The sequence below is a fragment of the Nocardia sp. NRRL S-836 genome (assembly GCF_001279525.1).
Lineage (GTDB): Bacteria > Actinomycetota > Actinomycetes > Mycobacteriales > Pseudonocardiaceae > Lentzea.
The window spans coordinates 14,622-31,950 of sequence record NZ_LGDY01000036.1 but is presented as its reverse complement, the minus strand read 5'-3'; the positions used below and the strand labels follow the sequence as shown (position 1 = coordinate 31,950).

General features: G+C 72.5%; 9 protein-coding genes. 3 read left to right on the top strand and 6 right to left on the bottom strand.

Annotated features, from left to right (window positions below; genetic code table 11):
• Positions 1–45: 45 nt before the first annotated feature.
• Entirely contained in the window at positions 46–420 is a 375-nt protein-coding gene (locus ADL03_RS05695) for a hypothetical protein (RefSeq protein ID WP_053732308.1), read from the top strand.
• A 523-nt stretch (positions 421–943) separates the two neighbouring features.
• Here the strand turns inward: ADL03_RS05695 and ADL03_RS05685 are convergent.
• Positions 944–1,474 carry a phosphoribosyltransferase family protein gene (locus ADL03_RS05685; RefSeq protein ID WP_053732307.1) on the bottom strand — a complete coding sequence of 177 codons (531 nt, stop codon included), beginning with the start codon at positions 1,472–1,474 and terminating at the stop codon, positions 944–946.
• A 780-nt stretch (positions 1,475–2,254) separates the two neighbouring features.
• Between ADL03_RS05685 and ADL03_RS05680 the strand changes: the two genes are divergently transcribed.
• Positions 2,255–3,679: an NAD(P)/FAD-dependent oxidoreductase gene (locus ADL03_RS05680; protein WP_063798483.1), complete on the top strand. Its 1,425-nt coding sequence runs from the start codon at positions 2,255–2,257 to the stop codon at positions 3,677–3,679.
• A 62-nt stretch (positions 3,680–3,741) separates the two neighbouring features.
• Here the strand turns inward: ADL03_RS05680 and ADL03_RS05675 are convergent, their stop codons facing one another.
• Positions 3,742–11,886: a type I polyketide synthase gene (locus ADL03_RS05675; protein ID WP_053732305.1), complete on the bottom strand. Its 8,145-nt coding sequence runs from the start codon at positions 11,884–11,886 to the stop codon at positions 3,742–3,744.
• A gap of 300 nt (positions 11,887–12,186) precedes the next feature.
• On the opposite strand from ADL03_RS05675, the gene ADL03_RS05670 reads away from it, so the two are divergent.
• Entirely contained in the window at positions 12,187–12,684 is a 498-nt protein-coding gene (locus tag ADL03_RS05670; RefSeq protein WP_053732304.1) for a flavin reductase family protein, read from the top strand.
• Positions 12,685–12,763: 79 nt separating this feature from the next.
• Here the strand turns inward: ADL03_RS05670 and ADL03_RS05665 are convergent, their stop codons facing one another.
• The 4 genes from ADL03_RS05665 to ADL03_RS05650 form a co-directional block, all read right to left on the bottom strand.
• On the bottom strand, positions 12,764–13,558 hold the full coding sequence (locus tag ADL03_RS05665; protein WP_082372911.1) for an AfsR/SARP family transcriptional regulator: 795 nt from the start codon (positions 13,556–13,558) through the stop codon (positions 12,764–12,766).
• 323 nt (positions 13,559–13,881) lie between these two features.
• Entirely contained in the window at positions 13,882–14,904 is a 1,023-nt protein-coding gene (locus ADL03_RS05660; RefSeq protein ID WP_053732302.1) for a helix-turn-helix transcriptional regulator, read from the bottom strand.
• Positions 14,901–16,130 (bottom strand): Nramp family divalent metal transporter, encoded by a 1,230-nt coding sequence (locus ADL03_RS05655; RefSeq protein WP_053732394.1) that lies wholly within the window; start codon positions 16,128–16,130, stop codon positions 14,901–14,903. The genes ADL03_RS05660 and ADL03_RS05655 overlap by 4 nt, the downstream gene beginning before the upstream one ends.
• 233 nt (positions 16,131–16,363) lie before the next feature.
• Complete coding sequence (locus tag ADL03_RS05650; RefSeq protein ID WP_063798482.1) at positions 16,364–17,224, bottom strand: helix-turn-helix transcriptional regulator; 861 nt, start codon at positions 17,222–17,224, stop codon at positions 16,364–16,366.
• Between the last annotated feature and the right edge of the window lie 105 nt (positions 17,225–17,329).

Below are 17,329 nucleotides of genomic sequence, written 5' to 3'. Positions count from 1 at the left end.
TGCTGTGCAAGATCGCTGCAAGGTCGACTGGATAGCGTTTCCGGCATGAACATGTTCAACCGTCTTGCCACTGCACTGACCGCGGCCGGATTGTTGCTGGGGGCTGCCGTTGTCGCCGCACCGGCCGCGTCGGCCACCGGTTGCAGCCAGGGCAGCGGGTACCGCAACTGCCGCTACGATTACAACGGAGACTTCGTCAGCGTCACCGCTTACCCAGGGATCATCAAGGCTGCCCTGAACAACAGCCGCAACGTCGACGTGTGGATCGACAGCGACAGGACCAACCACCTCGCCGCCGGCCGCGGATACACCGAGTACCGCTACTCGGGCACGCCGCTGCGCTGGCGCGGGTGCTCGTGGTTCTACAACCAGTTCGGCGACGCGTTCGTCGCCTGCACGCCCTGGGTTCAGGGGTACTGATCGGTTTTGTGCTGGCGGCCAGGGGCCGGGTCTGAAGAGGCCCGTCCCCCGGCCGCCACCCCGCGGTCGGCGAGCGGTGGTCACGGCTGTTCACCGTCTCGATGGACTACGCGGTAACGCAGATGTGTGGCGTCGCGGCCTTCGAGTCGGCGCACGAGTTCCAGCTCGATGTGGTCGTGCCCGGTCGGCGCGAACAGCCGCCGTCCGTCGCCCATCAGCACAGGAACGACGTGCCAGCAACGCCTGCGCGGCACTCGCGCCGTGGACCAGCACGGCTCGATCTCCCGCTGCTTCTCGGGCTTCGTCGGCACACGCGTTGACATCGGTGTAGAACTTCGCGCTGCCCGGCGGCTTGTCGGCCGGGCCGATGTGGCGGGTGAGCACGTGGATCGGCACTCCCTCTCAGCCGCCGGGCTCACCACTCCCACCTGTCCGTCGATCGGGCGACGCCGGATTCGACCGCAGGTCCGAGGTTCCGCCGAGGTCGGCCGATGTACCCATTGAGCCGACCGGATTTCCGCAGTTACTCGTCAGGGAGCTCGTCCTTGGCCACCAGCGCGTGAACCCGTCCGACCAGGGGCCGCACATCCGACCGGAGCTGGTCCACGACGACAGCGCAACCAACCAACTCCGCGCCCGCCTCCGCTACCAGCTGTCGCACGGCCAACGCCTGGCTGCCCGTCTCGATCCAGTCGTCGACCAGCAGCACCCGATCGGCACGCCCCAGCGATGACCGCTGCATCCGCAGAACGTGGCGCAGTCCTCGGTAGTCCGGCGCTGTATCGCAGACGAGCTTCTCGCCGGGAAACATCCCGGATCCCTTCCGGACCGCGACGAACCCGACCCCCAGTTCCAGCGCAGCCGCCCCGCCGAGCAGGAACCCCCTGGACTCGACCCCGCACACAGCGGTGACTCCCTCCGTCCGGAACGGCTCCACCAACGCCTTGACCACCTCCGCGAAGACGGCAGCGTCACGGAACACGGGCCACATGTCGGCATGACCACCGACCCACCGGAACCGTCGCAGCAGAAGATCACTCGCCACCGTCGCCATGAGTCGATCATGACCCATCACGTCCCTGTGACGTGGAGACTTCACCTTCAGCAGCGGTGCACGGAGACCCACGCCATCGCGGAGGCCTGCGGCGGGTCGTCGGGTGCCGCCGGCCGGGAGCGGACCGGGGCCGCCGCAGACGCTCGAACATCGATCAGCGCGCCTCAGACATGGCCCACCTCGCGGAAGGCGGCTTCACTTGGACATGCCTCGACACCTGATCCCAGTTGCAGGCGCGGCCGTGTGCGGGGGCCCGGTCGCAGCCCAGTTCGTGGGAGAAGTGCCGCGATTCGAGGTTGTTGCCGCAGGGGGACGCGGCGAGGTTGACCGGTAGGGCAGCCACCGCATTTGCATCAACATGACGAACGACCACCAGGGGGCTCACCACAGCGCGGCGATCAATCCGCGTGACGCACGTCGGCAGCTTTTGTCGGTCGCATTACCGGCGACATTGCCGACGGTTGTCGCGTCACCATAAACCAGCTCTACGCTAGGTTCGCGAAACAGCGCCAACGCCATGCCACACACAGGGGATGACGTCTGTTTCCGCTGCTCAGCGGCCTACGTGCACGGTTTCGTGCGTTGCCGGACAGGGCCGTCCGGCAACGCGGGAACCAGACATCCATGCAGTACGAGATGCCTCGGGTCTACCTGCTGCACACACTCCGTGTCCGTCCGGCTACGCAGTAATCACTATGGCATACCACCGGCGGCACGTCCAGGGACGACCAGTGCATTTCCCCTATTCCAGTGAAGCGTCGTCGAGATGAGGAACGAGCAGTGAGAGAAAACACGGGGGCTGGGCACGCCGACCGCGCATTGTCCAGGAGGTGGTTGCTGAAGGCGGGTGGTCTCGCCGTCGCCGGCGCGGCCACCGGTGCCGGTACCGCCGCCGCGCAGCCCTCCTCCAAGCCGGCGCAGTACGACGCCGTCGTGGTGGGTGCCGGGTTCGCCGGCGCGATCGCGGCCCGGCAGCTGCGTGCCGCGGGTCTGAGCACCCTGGTGCTGGAGGCGCGCAACCGCATCGGCGGCCGGACGTGGTCCGACACGTTCGCGGGCCAGCGGATCGAGCTGGGCGGGCAGTACGTCTCCCCCCAGCAGCAACTCGTCATGGCGGAGCTGCAGCGCTACAACATCGCCACCTCGACCGGCATGGCGGCGACGCAGGCGATCATGCCCGCGGCCGGCGGCTTCTCGACGTTCACGATCGAGGAGATGGCCACGCGGCAAGGTGCGCTGCTGGAGCGGTTCTTCGCGGGTACCCGTGACTACTTCCCCGCGCCGCACGACCCCATGCTGCGCCGCAGCATGGTGGAGCAGATCGACGGGTTCACGCTCAAGGACCGGCTCGACCAGCTGGGCTTCACCCCGGAGGAACGCAGCTGGCTCAGCGGCACGACGGCCGGGCAGTCGGGTGGTTCCAGCTCCTACGGCGCGATGACCTCGCTGATGCAGTGGTGGGCTTTGGCCGGGTACAACGCGTCCTCCTGGTACGAGGCGCAGAGCCAGCAGGTCTCGACCGGCATGTCCAGCCTGGTCAGGGCCATCCTCACCGAGGCAGGCGCCGATGTGCGGCTGGGCACGCCGGTCACCGCGATCAGCGAGGGCAGCGGCCAGGTCACCGTCACCACGCGCTCGGGCACCCGCGTCATCGCCAAGACAGTCGTGGTGGCGGTGCCGGTGAACCTGTGGAGCACCATCTCGTTCTCCCCCGGCCTGCCCGCCGTGCAGGCGACCGCCGCCGCACAGGGCGTGGGGGTGCGCAACTGCCGCAAGCTGTGGCTGCACGTGCGGGGCCTGTCCCAGCCCGTGATCGCCAACGGTGCCGAGGGCGACACCTTCATGGCCGTGGTGTCGAACAGCCAGACCGCCGACGGCGGGCAGCTCATGTTCGCCATCAACAACCTGCCCGCGCTCGACGTCACCAGCTACTCGGCCGTGAACGCCGCGGTGCAGCAGGTGCTGCCGGGGACGACTCTGGTCGGCTACCGGGCGCAGGACTGGGGCGCCGACGCGTACTCGCGCGGTGGCTGGGCGCTGCGCCGCCCCGGCCAGCTGACCGCACAGCTCTACTCGGTCCAGCAGCCGCACGGCCGCCTCGCGTTCGCCACCAGCGACATCGCGAGCGGCTGGGCCGGTTTCGTGGAGGGTGCGCTGGAGTCGGGGTTCCGGGCCGCGACGCAGGCCATCGCCATCGCGCACTGATCGCATGGTGCGCGGCCACCGGCGGGGAGCGTGCCGCTGCCCGCCGGTGGTCGCGCGTGCCGTCACGGCGCCCGCAGTTCCTGGTCGATCAACGCGAACAGCTCGTCGTCGGAGGCCTCTGCCAGGTGGGCGACGGCCGTGGACTCCGGGTCGAGGCGGCGCAGGAGGCCGGTCAGCCGGGCGACGACCTCCGCCGGGTCGGTGGCGGAATCGGCCAGCACGGCGTCGACCGCGGCGTCGATCCGGTCCACGCCGGTCTCCTGCCGGTCGCCCGCCAGCAGCTCGTCCAGGTGCGCGGCCACCGCCCGCGGGGTGGGGTGGTCGAACACGAGCGTCGTGGACAGCCGGGTGCCCGCGGCGGCGGCGAGCCGGGTGCGCAACTCCAGCGCGGTCAGCGAGTCGAACCCGTCGTCGAGGAAACCGACGTCCGTGCGCACGGCGCCGGGGTCGTCGTGCCCGAGCACGCTTGCCGCGGTGCGGCACACCAGGTCCAGCAACAGCGCCTGCCGCTCCTGCGCGGAACGCCCGGCCAGCTCGTCGGCCAGCACCCGCCCGGCGGGGGCCGCGGGTCCCGACGCGCGCCCCGCGTGTTCGCCCAGCAACGGCGAGCCGGTCTCGGCGGTCCACCCGGCGGTGTTCAGCCGGGCGGTCACGAGCAGCGGTCCCGGTGCTTCGAGTGCGAAGTCGAGCATCGCGAGGCCCTGGGCGGTCGACATGCCCGCGACTCCCCGCCGGCCGAGCCGGGCGATGTCGGCGGCCGACACCCCGTCCGCCATTCCGCCCGCCTCGCTCCACAGACCCCACGCCAGCGAGGTGGCCGGCAAGCCGAGTGCCAGCCGGTGGTGAGCCAGGGCGTCGAGGAACGAGTTGGCCGCCGCGTACGCGGACTGGCCCTGGTTGCCGAGCACACCGACGGCCGACGAGAACAGCACGAACGCCGCCAGGCCGGTGTCGCGGGTCATCCGGTGCAGGTACCAGGCGGCGTCGGCCTTGGGGCGCAGCACCGCGTCCGCATCAGCCCCGGTCAGGCGGTCGAACGTGGCGTCGGCCAGCACACCCGCGGTGTGCACGACGGCGGTCAGCGGATGCGCGGCCGGAACTCCGGCCAGCAGGGCGGCCAGCTCGTCCGGGTCGCCCACGTCGCAGGCGACCACCCGTGCCAGGGCGCCCTGCTCCGCCAGCTCCGCGACCAGCTCGGCCGCTCCCGGCGCGTCCGGGCCACGGCGGCTGGTGAGCAGCAGGTGACGCACGCCGTGCCGGCTGACCAGGTGCCTGGCGGTGAGCGCGCCGAGGGTGCCGGTGCCGCCGGTGACGAGCACCGTGCCGTCCGGGTCGAGCGGCCGCCCCTGGGCAGTCGCGGTCGCACGGGCCAGGCGGGGCAGGAGCACGGCGCCGCGCCGCACAGCCACCTGAGCCGCACCGGAAGCGAGGGCGGCCGCCACGTGCCGGTCGCCGTGGTCGTCCACGTCCACCAGCACGACCCTCCCGGGTTCCTCGGCCTGCACCGCGCGCACCAGGCCCCACAGCGCGGACGCCGGCATGTCGCTCACGTCCTCCCCCGGCGCGGTCGCCACCGCGCCACCGGTCAGCACCGCGACCGGCCGGTCGTGTTCGGCCGCGGCCCGAAGCGCGCCGACCACCGCGGCGAGCAAACGCCGCGTCGCGGCCGGCACACCGTCAGGCACGCCGGACACGGCGTCACCCGCGGCAGCCGGCACGTCCCGCGCCTCGGCGGGCACGTCGTCCGACGAGGCCCGTGCACCGCGGGTGTCGAGCACCAGCACCGAACGGCCCGGCGGTACCGGGTCGCCCAGCCGGACCAGCTCGAACGGAACGGCGCCCGCGGCGGGCACCGGCGACCAGATCACGGTGTGCGGGCGGACGCGGTCCGCGGCGACCTGGTCGGCTGTCACCGGTACCAGGCGCAGCGACCGCGCGGAGGCCAGTGGTCGGCCGCCGTCGTCCACCACGACGAGTGCCACTCCGTCCGCCGCCGGCGTCAGCCTCGCGCGCAGCACCGCGCCCGGCCGGCCCGTCACCGCGACCTGCGACCAGGAGAACGGCAGTGCCACGCCCTCCCCGACGCCCACCAGGGGGTGCAGGGCCGCGTCGAGCAGCACCGGGTGCAGCACGAACCCGTCCGGCACGCCGTCGGGCAGGGCCACCTCGGCGAACAGTTCGTCGCCGTGCCGCCAGGCGGCGCGCAGCGCGCGGAACGCGGGCCCGTAGTCGTAGCCGCGCGCTGCCAGGTCCCGGTACAGCGCGTCCACGTCGAGTCGTTCGGCGCCGGGCGGCACCTCCGCCGACACCCCGGCGTCAGCCGATCCGGGCAGCGGATCCGGCGTCACCAGGCCCTCGGCGTGCCGGACCCATTCGCCGTCCGCTGCGCGGGCGTGCACGGCCAGCGGCCGCCTGCCGTCGTCGTCCGGATCGCCGACCTCGACCTGGATGCGCGCCTCCCCGTCCTCGGGCAGCACCAGCGGGCGCAGCAGGGTCAGCTCCTCGACCACCGCGCATCCCGCGTCGGCCGCGGCGCGCAGGGCGAGGTCCAGGAACGCGGTGCCGGGCAGCAGCGGGCCGCCGAGGACCGCGTGGTCGGCGAGCCACGGGTGCGTGGCGAGGGAGAGCCGTCCGGTGAGCACCGCACCGCCGCCGGCCAGCTCGACGGACCCGTCGAGCAACGGGTGTGCGTCGGCGGACGCTGCCGTGCCCGCGTCCAGCCAGTGCCGGCGGCGCTGGAACGGATAGGTCGGCAGCACCACGTGTGCCGCGCCGGTGCCGAACACCGCCGCCGGGTCGAACCCGGTACCCGCCACCCACAGCTCACCGAGCGCGCGGGTCGCGGCCACCGCCTCGTCGTGGCCGGCTCGTGAGGCGGGCACCACCGCGGCGTCCTGCGCGAACCGCCGCACCTGGGCGGTCAGCGCACCGTCCGGCCCGATCTCCAGGAACCGGCCGGAGTCCAGAGTGGACAGAGCAGCGTGGAAGCGGACCGTGTCGCGCACGTGCCGCACCCAGTAGCCGGCGTCGAAGGCCGCGGGTTCACCGGTCACGGTGGACACGATCGGGATCGCCGGTGCCGCATGGGGAATCGCGGAAACGACCTCGTGGAACTCCGCCAGCACCGGGTCCATCAGCGGCGAGTGGAACGCGTGGCTCACCCGCAGCCGCTTCACCCGGCGGCCCGCGCCCGTGAAGTGCTCGGCGAGCTCGCGGACCCGCCGCTCCTGCCCCGAGACGACCACCGACGACGGCCCGTTCACGGCCGCCACCGCCAGCAGCTCGTCCAGCAGCGGCAGAACCTCCTCCTCGGTGGCTTCGACGGCGACCATGGCCCCGCCTTCGGGCAGCCCGTCCATCAACCGGCCGCGGGCAGCCACCAGCCGTCCCGCGTCCTGCAGCGACATCACGCCGGCCACGTGCGCGGCGGCGATCTCGCCCACCGAGTGCCCGACCATCACCTCGGGGACCACGCCCCACGAGCCGAACAGCCGGAACAGCGCGGTCTGGAACGCGAACAGGGCGCCCTGGGCGTAGAGCGTGCGGTCGAGTCGCGGGGCGTCACCGGCGACCACCTCGCGCAGCGGACGTTCGACCTGCCCCTCCAGCGCGGCGTCGACGGCGTCGACGGCCTGGGAGAACTCCGCAGCGAACACCGGGAACGCCGCGGCCAGCCCGGAGCCCATGCCGACGCGCTGCCCGCCCTGACCGGAGAACAGGAACGCGAGCCCTCCGGCGGTCGCCGCGCCGACCTGACCGCCGGCCGCGAGCTCGCGCAGCCCCGCGACCAGGTCGTCCGTGCTCCGGCCGGCAACCACCGCGCGCCGGTCGAACACCGCCCGCGACGCCAGGCTCAAGCCCACGTCCGCCGGCCGATGCGCATCGACGTGGTCCGCCAGGCCGGCGGCGAGCTCGCGCACCGCCTCGTCGGTGCGGCCGGACAGCACCAGCGGCACCACCTCGGTGACCTCGTCCAGGATCGGGGCGTCCGGCGCCTGTTCCAGCACCACGTGCGCGTTGGTCCCGCTGATCCCGAACGACGACACACCCACCCGGCGCGGCCGGTCCGCCTCCGGCCACGTCCTGGTGGCGGTCAGGAGCTCGACCGGGCCCGAGGACCAGTCCACGTGCCGGGACGGCGTGTCCAGGTGCAGGGTTCCCGGCAGCACGCCCTCGCTCAGGGCGCGCACCATCTTGATCACGCCGGTCACACCGGCCGCGGCCTGGGTGTGGCCGATGTTCGACTTGACCGACCCCAGCAGCAACGGCCGGTCTGCCGGCCGGGCGCCATAGGCCTTGATCAGTGCCCGTGCCTCGACCGGGTCACCGAGCGCGGTGCCGGTGCCGTGCGCCTCCACCGCGTCCACATCGGACGGACGCAGGCCCGCGTCGGCCAGCGCGGCGCGGATCACCCGCTCCTGCGCGGGTCCGCTGGGCGCGGTCAGCCCGTTGGACGCGCCGTCGGAGTTGATCGCGGTACCACGCACGAGTGCCAGCACGGGCAGTCCGCGCCGCCGTGCGTCGGACAGCCGGGCGAGCAGCACGAGACCGACGCCCTCCGCCCACGCCGTGCCGTCGGCCCGGTCGGAGAACGGCTTGCACCGGCCGTCCGCAGCGAGTCCGCGCTGGCGGCTGAACTCGGTGAACATGCCGGGCGACGACATCACCGCCACCCCGCCCGCCATCGCGAGGTCGCATTCACCGCCGCGCAGCGACCGCACCGCCAGGTGCAGCGAGACCAGCGACGACGAGCACGCCGTGTCGATGCTGAGCGAGGGGCCTTCCAGGCCGAGGACGTAGGACAGCCTGCCGGAGGCGACGCTCGCGGTGCCGCCGGTGAGCGCGTGCCCCTCGTGACCGCTCGGCGTGCGGTGCAGCGGCGGTCCGTAGTCCTGGGGCGTGAGGCCGACGAACACCCCGGTGCGGCTGCCGCGCAACGACCCCGGCTCGATGCCCGCGTTCTCCAGGAGCTCCCAGGACGACTCCAGCAGCAGGCGCTGCTGGGGATCCATGACGGCCGCCTCGCGCGGTGGCACGCCGAAGAAGTCGCCGTCGAACAGGTCGGCGTCGTACAGGAAGCCGCCCTGCCGGGTGTAGGTGGTGCCGGGGGCGCCGTCCGGGTCGTACAGCGCGTCCAGGTCCCAGCCGCGGTTGTCCGGGAACGGCCCGATCGCGTCGATGCCGTCGAGGGCGAGCCGCCACAGCGCGCCGGGCGTGCGTGCGCCGCCTGGCCACCGGCCGCTCACGGCCACGATCGCGATCGGTTCGCCCTCAGCGACCGGCGCGGCGGGCGCCGGTTCGGGTGCGGAGGTGTCGCCGGCGAGGTGGCGGAGCACGGCGCCGGGCGTCGGGAACTCGTACGTCAGGGTGGCGGGCAGCCGCCGTCCGATGGCCTCACCGAGCAGGTCGCGGAACTCGACCACGCCCGCCGAGTCGAACCCGAGGTCGTGGAACGACCGGCCGAGGTCGATGCGGGCGGGCGCGGTGCCGCCGAGCACGACGGCGGCCGTCTGCCGCACCAGCGCTTCGAGGTCGATCCGGCCGGACTCCGGCTCGCCCGCCTGCTCCACCACTCCGGTCCGCTCCACGACCGCGGCGGGCTCGCCGCCGGGCGCCACGGGATCGACCCCATCGGCGAGCCAGTACCGCCGCCGGTCGAACGCGTAGGTCGGCAGTTCGACCCGGCGGGCGTCGGCGGGCACGGTCGCGCGCCAGTCCACCTCGACACCGCTCGCGTGCACGCGGCCCAGCGAGGCCAGGAACGCGGCCCGCCCGCCGTGGTCGCGGCGCAGCGTGCCGGTGACGAACCCGTCCACGCCCCTTTCCGCGAGCAGCGCCTCGATGCCCACCCCCACCACGGGGTGGGCGCTGATCTCGACGAACGTGCGGTGTCCCGCGTCGACCGCCCGGTTCACCGCACCTTGGAAGTCGACGGTGCCGCGCAGGTTGCGGTACCAGTACTCGGCGGTCAGTTCGGTGGTGTCCAGCGGTTCGGCGGTCACCGCCGAGTAGAACGGCAGTTCGCTCGGGCGTGGCCGGACACCGGACAGCACCCGCAGCAGCTCGTCGCGGATCTCCTCGACGTGGTCGCAGTGCGAGGCGTAGTCCACGGGCACGGTCCTGGCGTTGACGCCTTCCGCGCGCAAGGCCTCGACCACCCGCTCGAGCGCCTCGCGGTCGCCGGAGACCACGGTGGACGACGGACCGTTGACCGCGGCCACGGACAGCGGTTCACCGGCGATCCGGTCCAGCACCACGGTCGCCGGCAGCGGCACGGACGCCATGCCACCGGCACGCGTGATGCCGGTGAGCGCTTTGCTGCGCAACGCCACCACTGCCGCCGCGTCGGCCAGTGACAGGGCGCCCGCGACGTGCGCGGCGGCGATCTCGCCCTGCGAGTGGCCGATCACCGCGTCCAGCCGCACGCCGGCCGAGCGCCACAGCGCGGCCAGGGACACCATGACCGCGAACAGCACCGGCTGGACCACGTCCACCCGGTCGAGCGACGGCGCGCCCGGCCGTTCTCGCAGCACGTCGAACAACGACCAGTCGACGTGCCTGGCCAACGCGTCCGCGCAGCCGACGAGTGCGGCGGCGAACACCGGTTCGTCGTTCAGCAGGGTGCGGGCCATGGCCGGCCACTGGGTGCCCTGCCCCGGGAAGACGAACACGGTGCCGCCGGTGACGTCCCGGCGCTTGCCGCGGACCAGTCCCGGCGCTTGCCCACCGTCGCGCAGGGCTGCGAGCCCGTCCAGCAGCGCCTGCCGGTCGTCACCGACCACGACGGCACGGTGGTCGAAGTGCGTGCGGTCCACCGCGAGCGACAGGGCGACGTCGTGCGGCGGCAGGTGCTCGTTCGCGGCGACGTGGTCGTGCAGCCGGGCGGCCTGGCCGCGCAGTGCGGCGGCGGAGGCGGCCGACACCGGCCAGGCCGACGCGGTCGGGCGGCGGTGTACGCGCTGCGGCGCCGGGCTGCGCGGCGGGCTCGCCACCACGACGTGGCAGTTCGTGCCGCCCATGCCGAACGCGGACACGCCGGCGACAGCGGGACCGGGCAGCTCCCGGAACTCGCGCTGGATGGTCAGTCCCAGCTCGTCGAGCGGCACGTCCGGGTTCGGCCGGTCGAAGTTCAGGCTCGGCGGCAGCCCGCCGTTGGCCAGCGACAGCAGCACCTTGAGCAGGCCGGTGATGCCTGCCGCGCCCTCCAGGTGGCCGGTGTTGGTCTTCACCGATCCGACGGCGAGCGGCTGGGAGGCGGCGCGCCCGAACACCGCGCCCAGTGCCGCCGCCTCGACCGGGTCGCCGATCCTGGTGCCGGTGCCGTGCAGCTCCACGTAGCCGACGTCGGCCGGGTCCACACCCGCCCTGCGGTGCGCGGCGGTGATCACGGCGGCCTGTCCCCGCACGTCCGGGGTGGTGAGCCCCGGGGTGGCGCCGTCGCTGTTCACCGCACTGCCCAGCAGCACGCCCAGCACCCGGTCGCCGGCCGCCTCGGCCGCCGCGAGCGGCTTGAGCAACAGGGCCACGCCACCTTCGCCGCGCACGTAGCCGTTGGCGCGGGCGTCGAAGGTGTAGCTGCGGCCGTCCGGGGACAGCGCGCCCAGCCGTTCGACGCGGATCGTGCTGTCCGGTGCGAGGTTGAGGTTCACGCCGGTCACCAGTGCCAGTTCGCACTCGCCCCTGCGCAGGCTCTCGCAAGCCAGGTGCACGGCGACCAGCGACGAGGACTGCCCCGAGTCGACGGTCAGGCTGGGGCCGTGCAGGCCGAGCGCGTGGGACACGCGGTTGGCGAGCATGCCCCGGTTGAGGCCGGTCAACGTGTGCCGCGTGATCGCGCCGGTACCGCCGCGCGCCGTGAGCACCGCGTAGTCGTCGGCCATCGCGCCGACGAACACGCCGGTCGCCGTGCCGTGCAACGCGGTGGGCGCGACGCCCGCCCGTTCGACGGCCTCCCAGCTCAGTTCCAGCGCCAGCCGCTGCTGCGGGTCCAGCGCGGCGGCCTCCCGGGCCGGGATGCCGAAGAACTCCGCGTCGAACCGGTCGGTGCCGGGCACCACGCCCGCCCAGCGGCCGGGTTCGACCTCGACCACCGCGCTGCGGCCCTCCGCCAGCAACCGCCAGAAGCCGGCGGGGTCGTCGGCGCCGGGCAGGCGACAGGCCGCGCCGACGACCGCGATGGCGTTGGTCCGGGTGATCGGTGCGCTCATGTGTCCCCCGTTCTGGGTGCGGACGGGCGGGCCCCCTGCCGTGTCCGATCCTCATTCTGCGCAGGCGGGATAACACGCCACTAATCGACGGATAACGCGTTCCGCGCGTTGATGAGAGTTAGCCGCACAGCCTTCCTTGTAGCGCCGGTCATGCCGCTGAGCTGCGGAGACACGACGGACGCAGACCGATGCGCCCAGGGTCCAAATCCGTGGCGGACATTTGGTGCCGCGGTCACAGCCATCAGGGCGAATGTGCGCCTAACGTTCCCCTCGACCGCACGAGGAGAACGGGGATCGAACGTGGAGACGATCGACGCCACGCGTTTCCGGCAGACGCTGGGGCATCTGCCGACCGGGGTCGTGGTGATCACCGCGACCGATCCGCTCGGGCGTCCGGTCGGCATGGCGTGCAACTCGTTCACGTCGGTGTCGCTGGATCCCCCGCTGGTGCTGTTCTGCGTCAAGCGCGGTTCGTCCACGTGGCCGGTGGTCCAGGCGGCCGGCGCGTTCCGGGTGAACGTTCTCGACCGCGATCACGAGCACCTGAGCAGGCAGTTCGCGGCACGCGGCGTGGACCGCTTCGCGGGTGTGCGGTGGACGTCGGCGCCGGCCGGGCCGAGGCTGGCGGACGTGGTCGCGAGCATCGGGTGCGAGGTGGAGGCGGAGCACCCCGGCGGCGACCACGTGATCGTCGTCGCCAGGGCGCTGTCACTGGAGATCGGTGAGACCGCCGCGGAGCCGCTCGTGTTCCACCGCGGCCGGTACGGCTCGTTCGCCGCGTTCGACCCCGCGCGGTGACATGAGAACGCCGGCAGCGTCCCCGGGACGGCGCGGCGGCGGTGTCACCGGCCGCCCCGCGCCGTCCGCGGAGACGGGGTCATCGCCCGCTGCGAACGCCTCGCAGAGCGAGCCCGCCGTCGGCTTCGAGCCGGTGTGTGAGGATCGCCCGCTCCAGCTCGCGCAACCGGGGACCGGGTTCAGCTCCCAGCTCACCGGCCAAGGCCGCCCGTGTGCGCCGGTAGACGGCCAGTGCGTCCACCTGCCGACCGCACCGGTACAGCGCGAGCATGAGGTTGCCGCACGTCCGCTCGCGCAGCGGTTCGGCCTCGACCAGCGCCTCCAGGTCGCCGATGACGTCCCGGTAGCGGTGCGCCGCCATGTCCGCCTCCACGCGGAGCTCGACCGCCGCGATCCGGGCGTTGTGCAGGGCCCTGATCTCCGGCCAGGCGTAGCCGTGCTCGACGAGGTCGGCCAGTGCCGGTCCACGCCACTGGTCCAGCGCCGCACGCAGGGTGGCCGACGCCCGGTCCCAGTGCCCGGCCGCCAGCTCCGCCCTGCCCCGCTCGGTCAGAGCGCGGAAGCGGGCGAGGTCGACCCGGTCGTCCTCCACGCTGAGGACGTAGCCGGGACCGTGCCGCAGCAGCCGGGGCGGGTTCGGACGGGACGTGCTCGCGAGCGCCGCACGCAGCCGGAAGACCGCGTTGTGCAGGACCTGCCTGGCCGTCCGCGGCGCCGCCGTCGGCCAGATCGCATCCATCAGCCTGCCCACCGGCACCACCTCGTTGTGGTGCAGGAGCAGGTAGCCCAGTGCTGCGGACCTGCGCACCCCGCCGAGCCGCACCCCGTGACCGCCGTCGTGGACCCGCAACGGGCCCAGCACTTCAAACCACATGACTCACCTCGGTCGGGTGTCCGCCTCGTTCGTGCCGGGAAGGGCAGTGCCGCAGGGGCAGCCGGTCACCTCCGCCGGCCCCATCCGGTGTCGTGCACGGAAAGGTGCCCACCACGTTGAACCAGCATCTTCTTTCCCCCAAATCTGCTTGTTCCGGTCATTTCCGAGCCTAAACGGAAAATCAGCCCGAACTCCACCGGCCACCCGGACATGTAGCTGCACTTCCTGTTCCGGAGCGCCTTTGTCGTACCCGGCCGAAATGAGCCGTCCGGTTGAGGGCACGACGAATCGCGGCCCCGCCACGGGCCGGGTCCGGGAATTCGTCAGGACTCGTCCTGCTGCATCTCCCGCACGGCGTAGCCCAGCTGGAACCGGCTCGTCGCGCCGAACCTCTGCATGAGCCGGCCGATGTGCTTGCGGCAGGTGCGCACGGACAGGCCCAGTCTGCGGGCGATGGCGTCGTCCTTGGCGCCGGCCACGAGCATCGTGACGATCTCGTCCTTGAGGTCGTCACTGATCACGTGCGGCACCACGCGCCGCGTGTCGAACTCCTTGGCGCTGATCCAGGCGTGTTCGAAGCAGGAGTGCAGGAAGCTCACCAGTGCGAGGTCGCGCACGACCGTCGCAGCTCCCGGTCCCTCTCCTCGTGCCGGCACGAACGCCGTGGCCCGGTCGAAGATGATGAGCCGGTCGAACAGCGCCTCCGCGGTGCGGAACTCGGCGCCTTCGCCGATGAGCTTCGCGGCGTGCTCGCGGGTGTTCGAGTCGAAGCGGGCCGTGTGCTGGTAGAGCACCCGCATCCGCACCCCCCGTGCCAGCATCCGCCGGTCGCGCTCCTCCGCTTCGCGCAGCTCGTGGGTCGAGCGGGGGCCGCCCGGCTGGATGGCCAGCACCTCGGAGGAGGCGTTGGCGGCCGCCTCCCTGAGCAGCGCGCGGACCGTGACGACGTCCTGCACCACCCCCCACCCGGATGAGCCGGAACGGTTCTCACAGAATTGTTCGGAGGCATTTCTCAGCTCTTCTCGCAAACGGTAGAGCTCGGCCTGCCGTTCCAGCACCTCCAGTTCCGCGAGTGGCAACACGGTGTTCATCGCGACATCCGGTTCGATCGGCAGGTACCGGCCCTCGTTCGTTTGCCTGATCATCCTGAACGCGAGCAGGTTCGCGATCGTCCGCTCACCCTGCTCAGGGGTCAGTCCCAGTGCGGCCGCCGCCTCCGCGCAGGTGAACTCGCCGCCGTGGCCGACCGCCCACCGGTAGGCCGCGCAACTCCCGTCCAGCGCCCTCGGGAGACCCGCGGCCCAGTCCGCCGCGGTCCTCCCGGTGATGTCGTGCGCCCCGGTCATGCGGTGACTGCCCGGACCACGAGGAACACGTTGAGCCCCGAGACCAGCAGCGCCGCCACCACACCGGCGACCGTCGTCGCGCGATGGTTCGTCAACGCGCCCATGACGTCCCGCCGCCTGCCCAGCAGCACGAGCGGGACCAGGGCGAACGGGATGCCGAACGACAGCACCACCTGGCTGAGGACGAGCGCGCGCGTCGGGTCGACGCCGAACGCCAGCACCGCCAGCGGAGGCGCCATCGTGAGCAACCTGCGCGACCACAGCGGTATCCGCCTGCGCAGGAAGCCCTCCATCACCACCTGCCCGGAGTAGGTGCCCACGCTGGACGCCGCCAGACCGGAGGCCAGCAGTGCCAGTGCGAACGCGAGCGCCGCCCCGGATCCGAGCGCGCTACCGAGCCCGGCGTGCACCTCCTCCAGCGACTCGCCGACGCCGGTGCCGTGCAGCGCGCCCGCCGCCACCACCAGCATGGTGGCGTTGACGAGCGCCGCGAGCCCCAGAGCGACACCGATGTCCGCCTTGGCCGCGCGCATCAGCCGCCGTTGCGCGGCCACGTCGGGTGAGTGCAGGTGCTGGGTGAGCGCCGAGTGGAGGTAGATGACGTGCGGCATCACCGTGGCGCCGAGCATGCCGGTGGCCAGCAGCACGCTGTCCACGCCCGCGAAGCCCGGCACCAGCCCACCCGCCAGACCGTCGAGCGGCCCCAGCGCGAGCGCCTGGTAGCCGAAGCCGGCCAGCACGACCACCAGCATCCCGCCGATCACCGTCTCGAAGCGCCTGCGGCTCGACGGCGCCAGCGCGAGCAGCCCGGCCGACACCACCGCCGCGATGATCGCGCCGTGCAGCAACGGCACGCCGAACAGCAGGTTCAGCGCCACCGCGGCACCCACGAACTCCGCCAGGTCGGTGGCCATGGCCACCAGCTCCGCCTGCACCCACAGCAGGCGGGTCACCGGTCGCGGGTAGTGCTCCCGGCAGAGCTCGGCCAGGTTCCGCCCGGTCGCCACCCCGAGCTTGGCCGACTGGTGCTGCACGAACATGGCCAGCGCGCTGGCGCTCACGATCACCCACAGCAGCAGGTAGCCGTAGGTGGCACCGCCCGCGGTGTTGGTCGCGAAGTTGCCGGGGTCCACATAGGCCACCGCCACCACGAAAGCCGGCCCGATGGCCGTCGCCGCGGATCCGGTCGCGGGCCGGACAGCCCTGCGACGCGAGGTCCACACCATCATCACGTCCTCTCCCCCGAAGACACACGTGTGCTCCGCGCGGTCCAGAAGACTCGCCGGAGCCGGAGAGGTCCGCGCGGACAGAAGACCCACCGTGCGCCCGCGTCGTCGAGGGAGGGGGCGGCGGCACACACCTCATCGCGAGCGGATCTGTCCCCAGTGGTGCGCCGCCAGTCCAGCGCAGACCCCATCGTCGAACGTATTGACCAGGTGTGAGGACGACCAGTGTCTTCTTATCGTGGTACTGGCACCACCAGCCGATCCAGCCAGCTCAGCCGCTGGGCCGTGTCGGTCGAGGGGTCGGGGATGTGGATGACGAGCCGGTGGTCGGGCCGGTCGGCCGGGGACAGCACCACCTGCTCCAGGGTGAGGACGCCCACGACGGGGTGGCAGAACTGCAGGGAGCGCAACGGCACCTCGACGAGTTCCTGGAGCTGCCACAACGACACGAAGCGGTCGCTGGCCGCGGACAGCTCCAGCACCAGGCGCTGGAGCACCGGGTCGTCCGGATAACGCGCGATCTGGTCGCGCAGCTGCGCCACGAGCTCCCGCGCCAGCTGCTCCTCCTGCGGGTAGAACTCGGTGGTCCTGGGGTCGAGGAAGAACGAGTGGAAGCAGTTCTCGTGCGACGCGGCGACGTGGAACGACTTGTGCGCCGCCGCGTTGGCGATGACGACGTTCCAGTAGCGGTCCAGCAGGTACGCGGGGTTGGGCAACCAGCCGTCGACCAGCGGGCTCAGCCCGTTCACGTCGCCTTCGAACGGCTCGCCGGCGCCGGTCGGCGGTGCCAGGCCAGCCAGGTGGAACAGGTGCACCCGTTCCGCGTGGGACAACCTGAGCGCCTGGCTCACGGAGTCGAGCACGCGTTCGGACACCTTGATGTCCTTGCCCTGCTCCAGCCACGTGTACCAGGACAGCCCGACGCCGGCCAGCACGGCCACCTCCTCGCGGCGCAGGCCCGGTGTGCGGCGGCGTCCGTCGACCGGCAGCCCCACGTCACTGGGGGCCAGCCTGGCCCGGCAAGAGCGGAGGAAATCACGTAACTCCTGTCTGCGGACGTGCGCACCCCGTGTTCGTGAAGTCGTCTGGTTCATACTTCGAAAGTAGGGCGCCCGCCGACACCACAGCAACGTCCCAGGAAGCGCCGGGCATATCTTGAGATTGATGCGGAAGAGATGCGGAAAGGCGCGCCACGACAC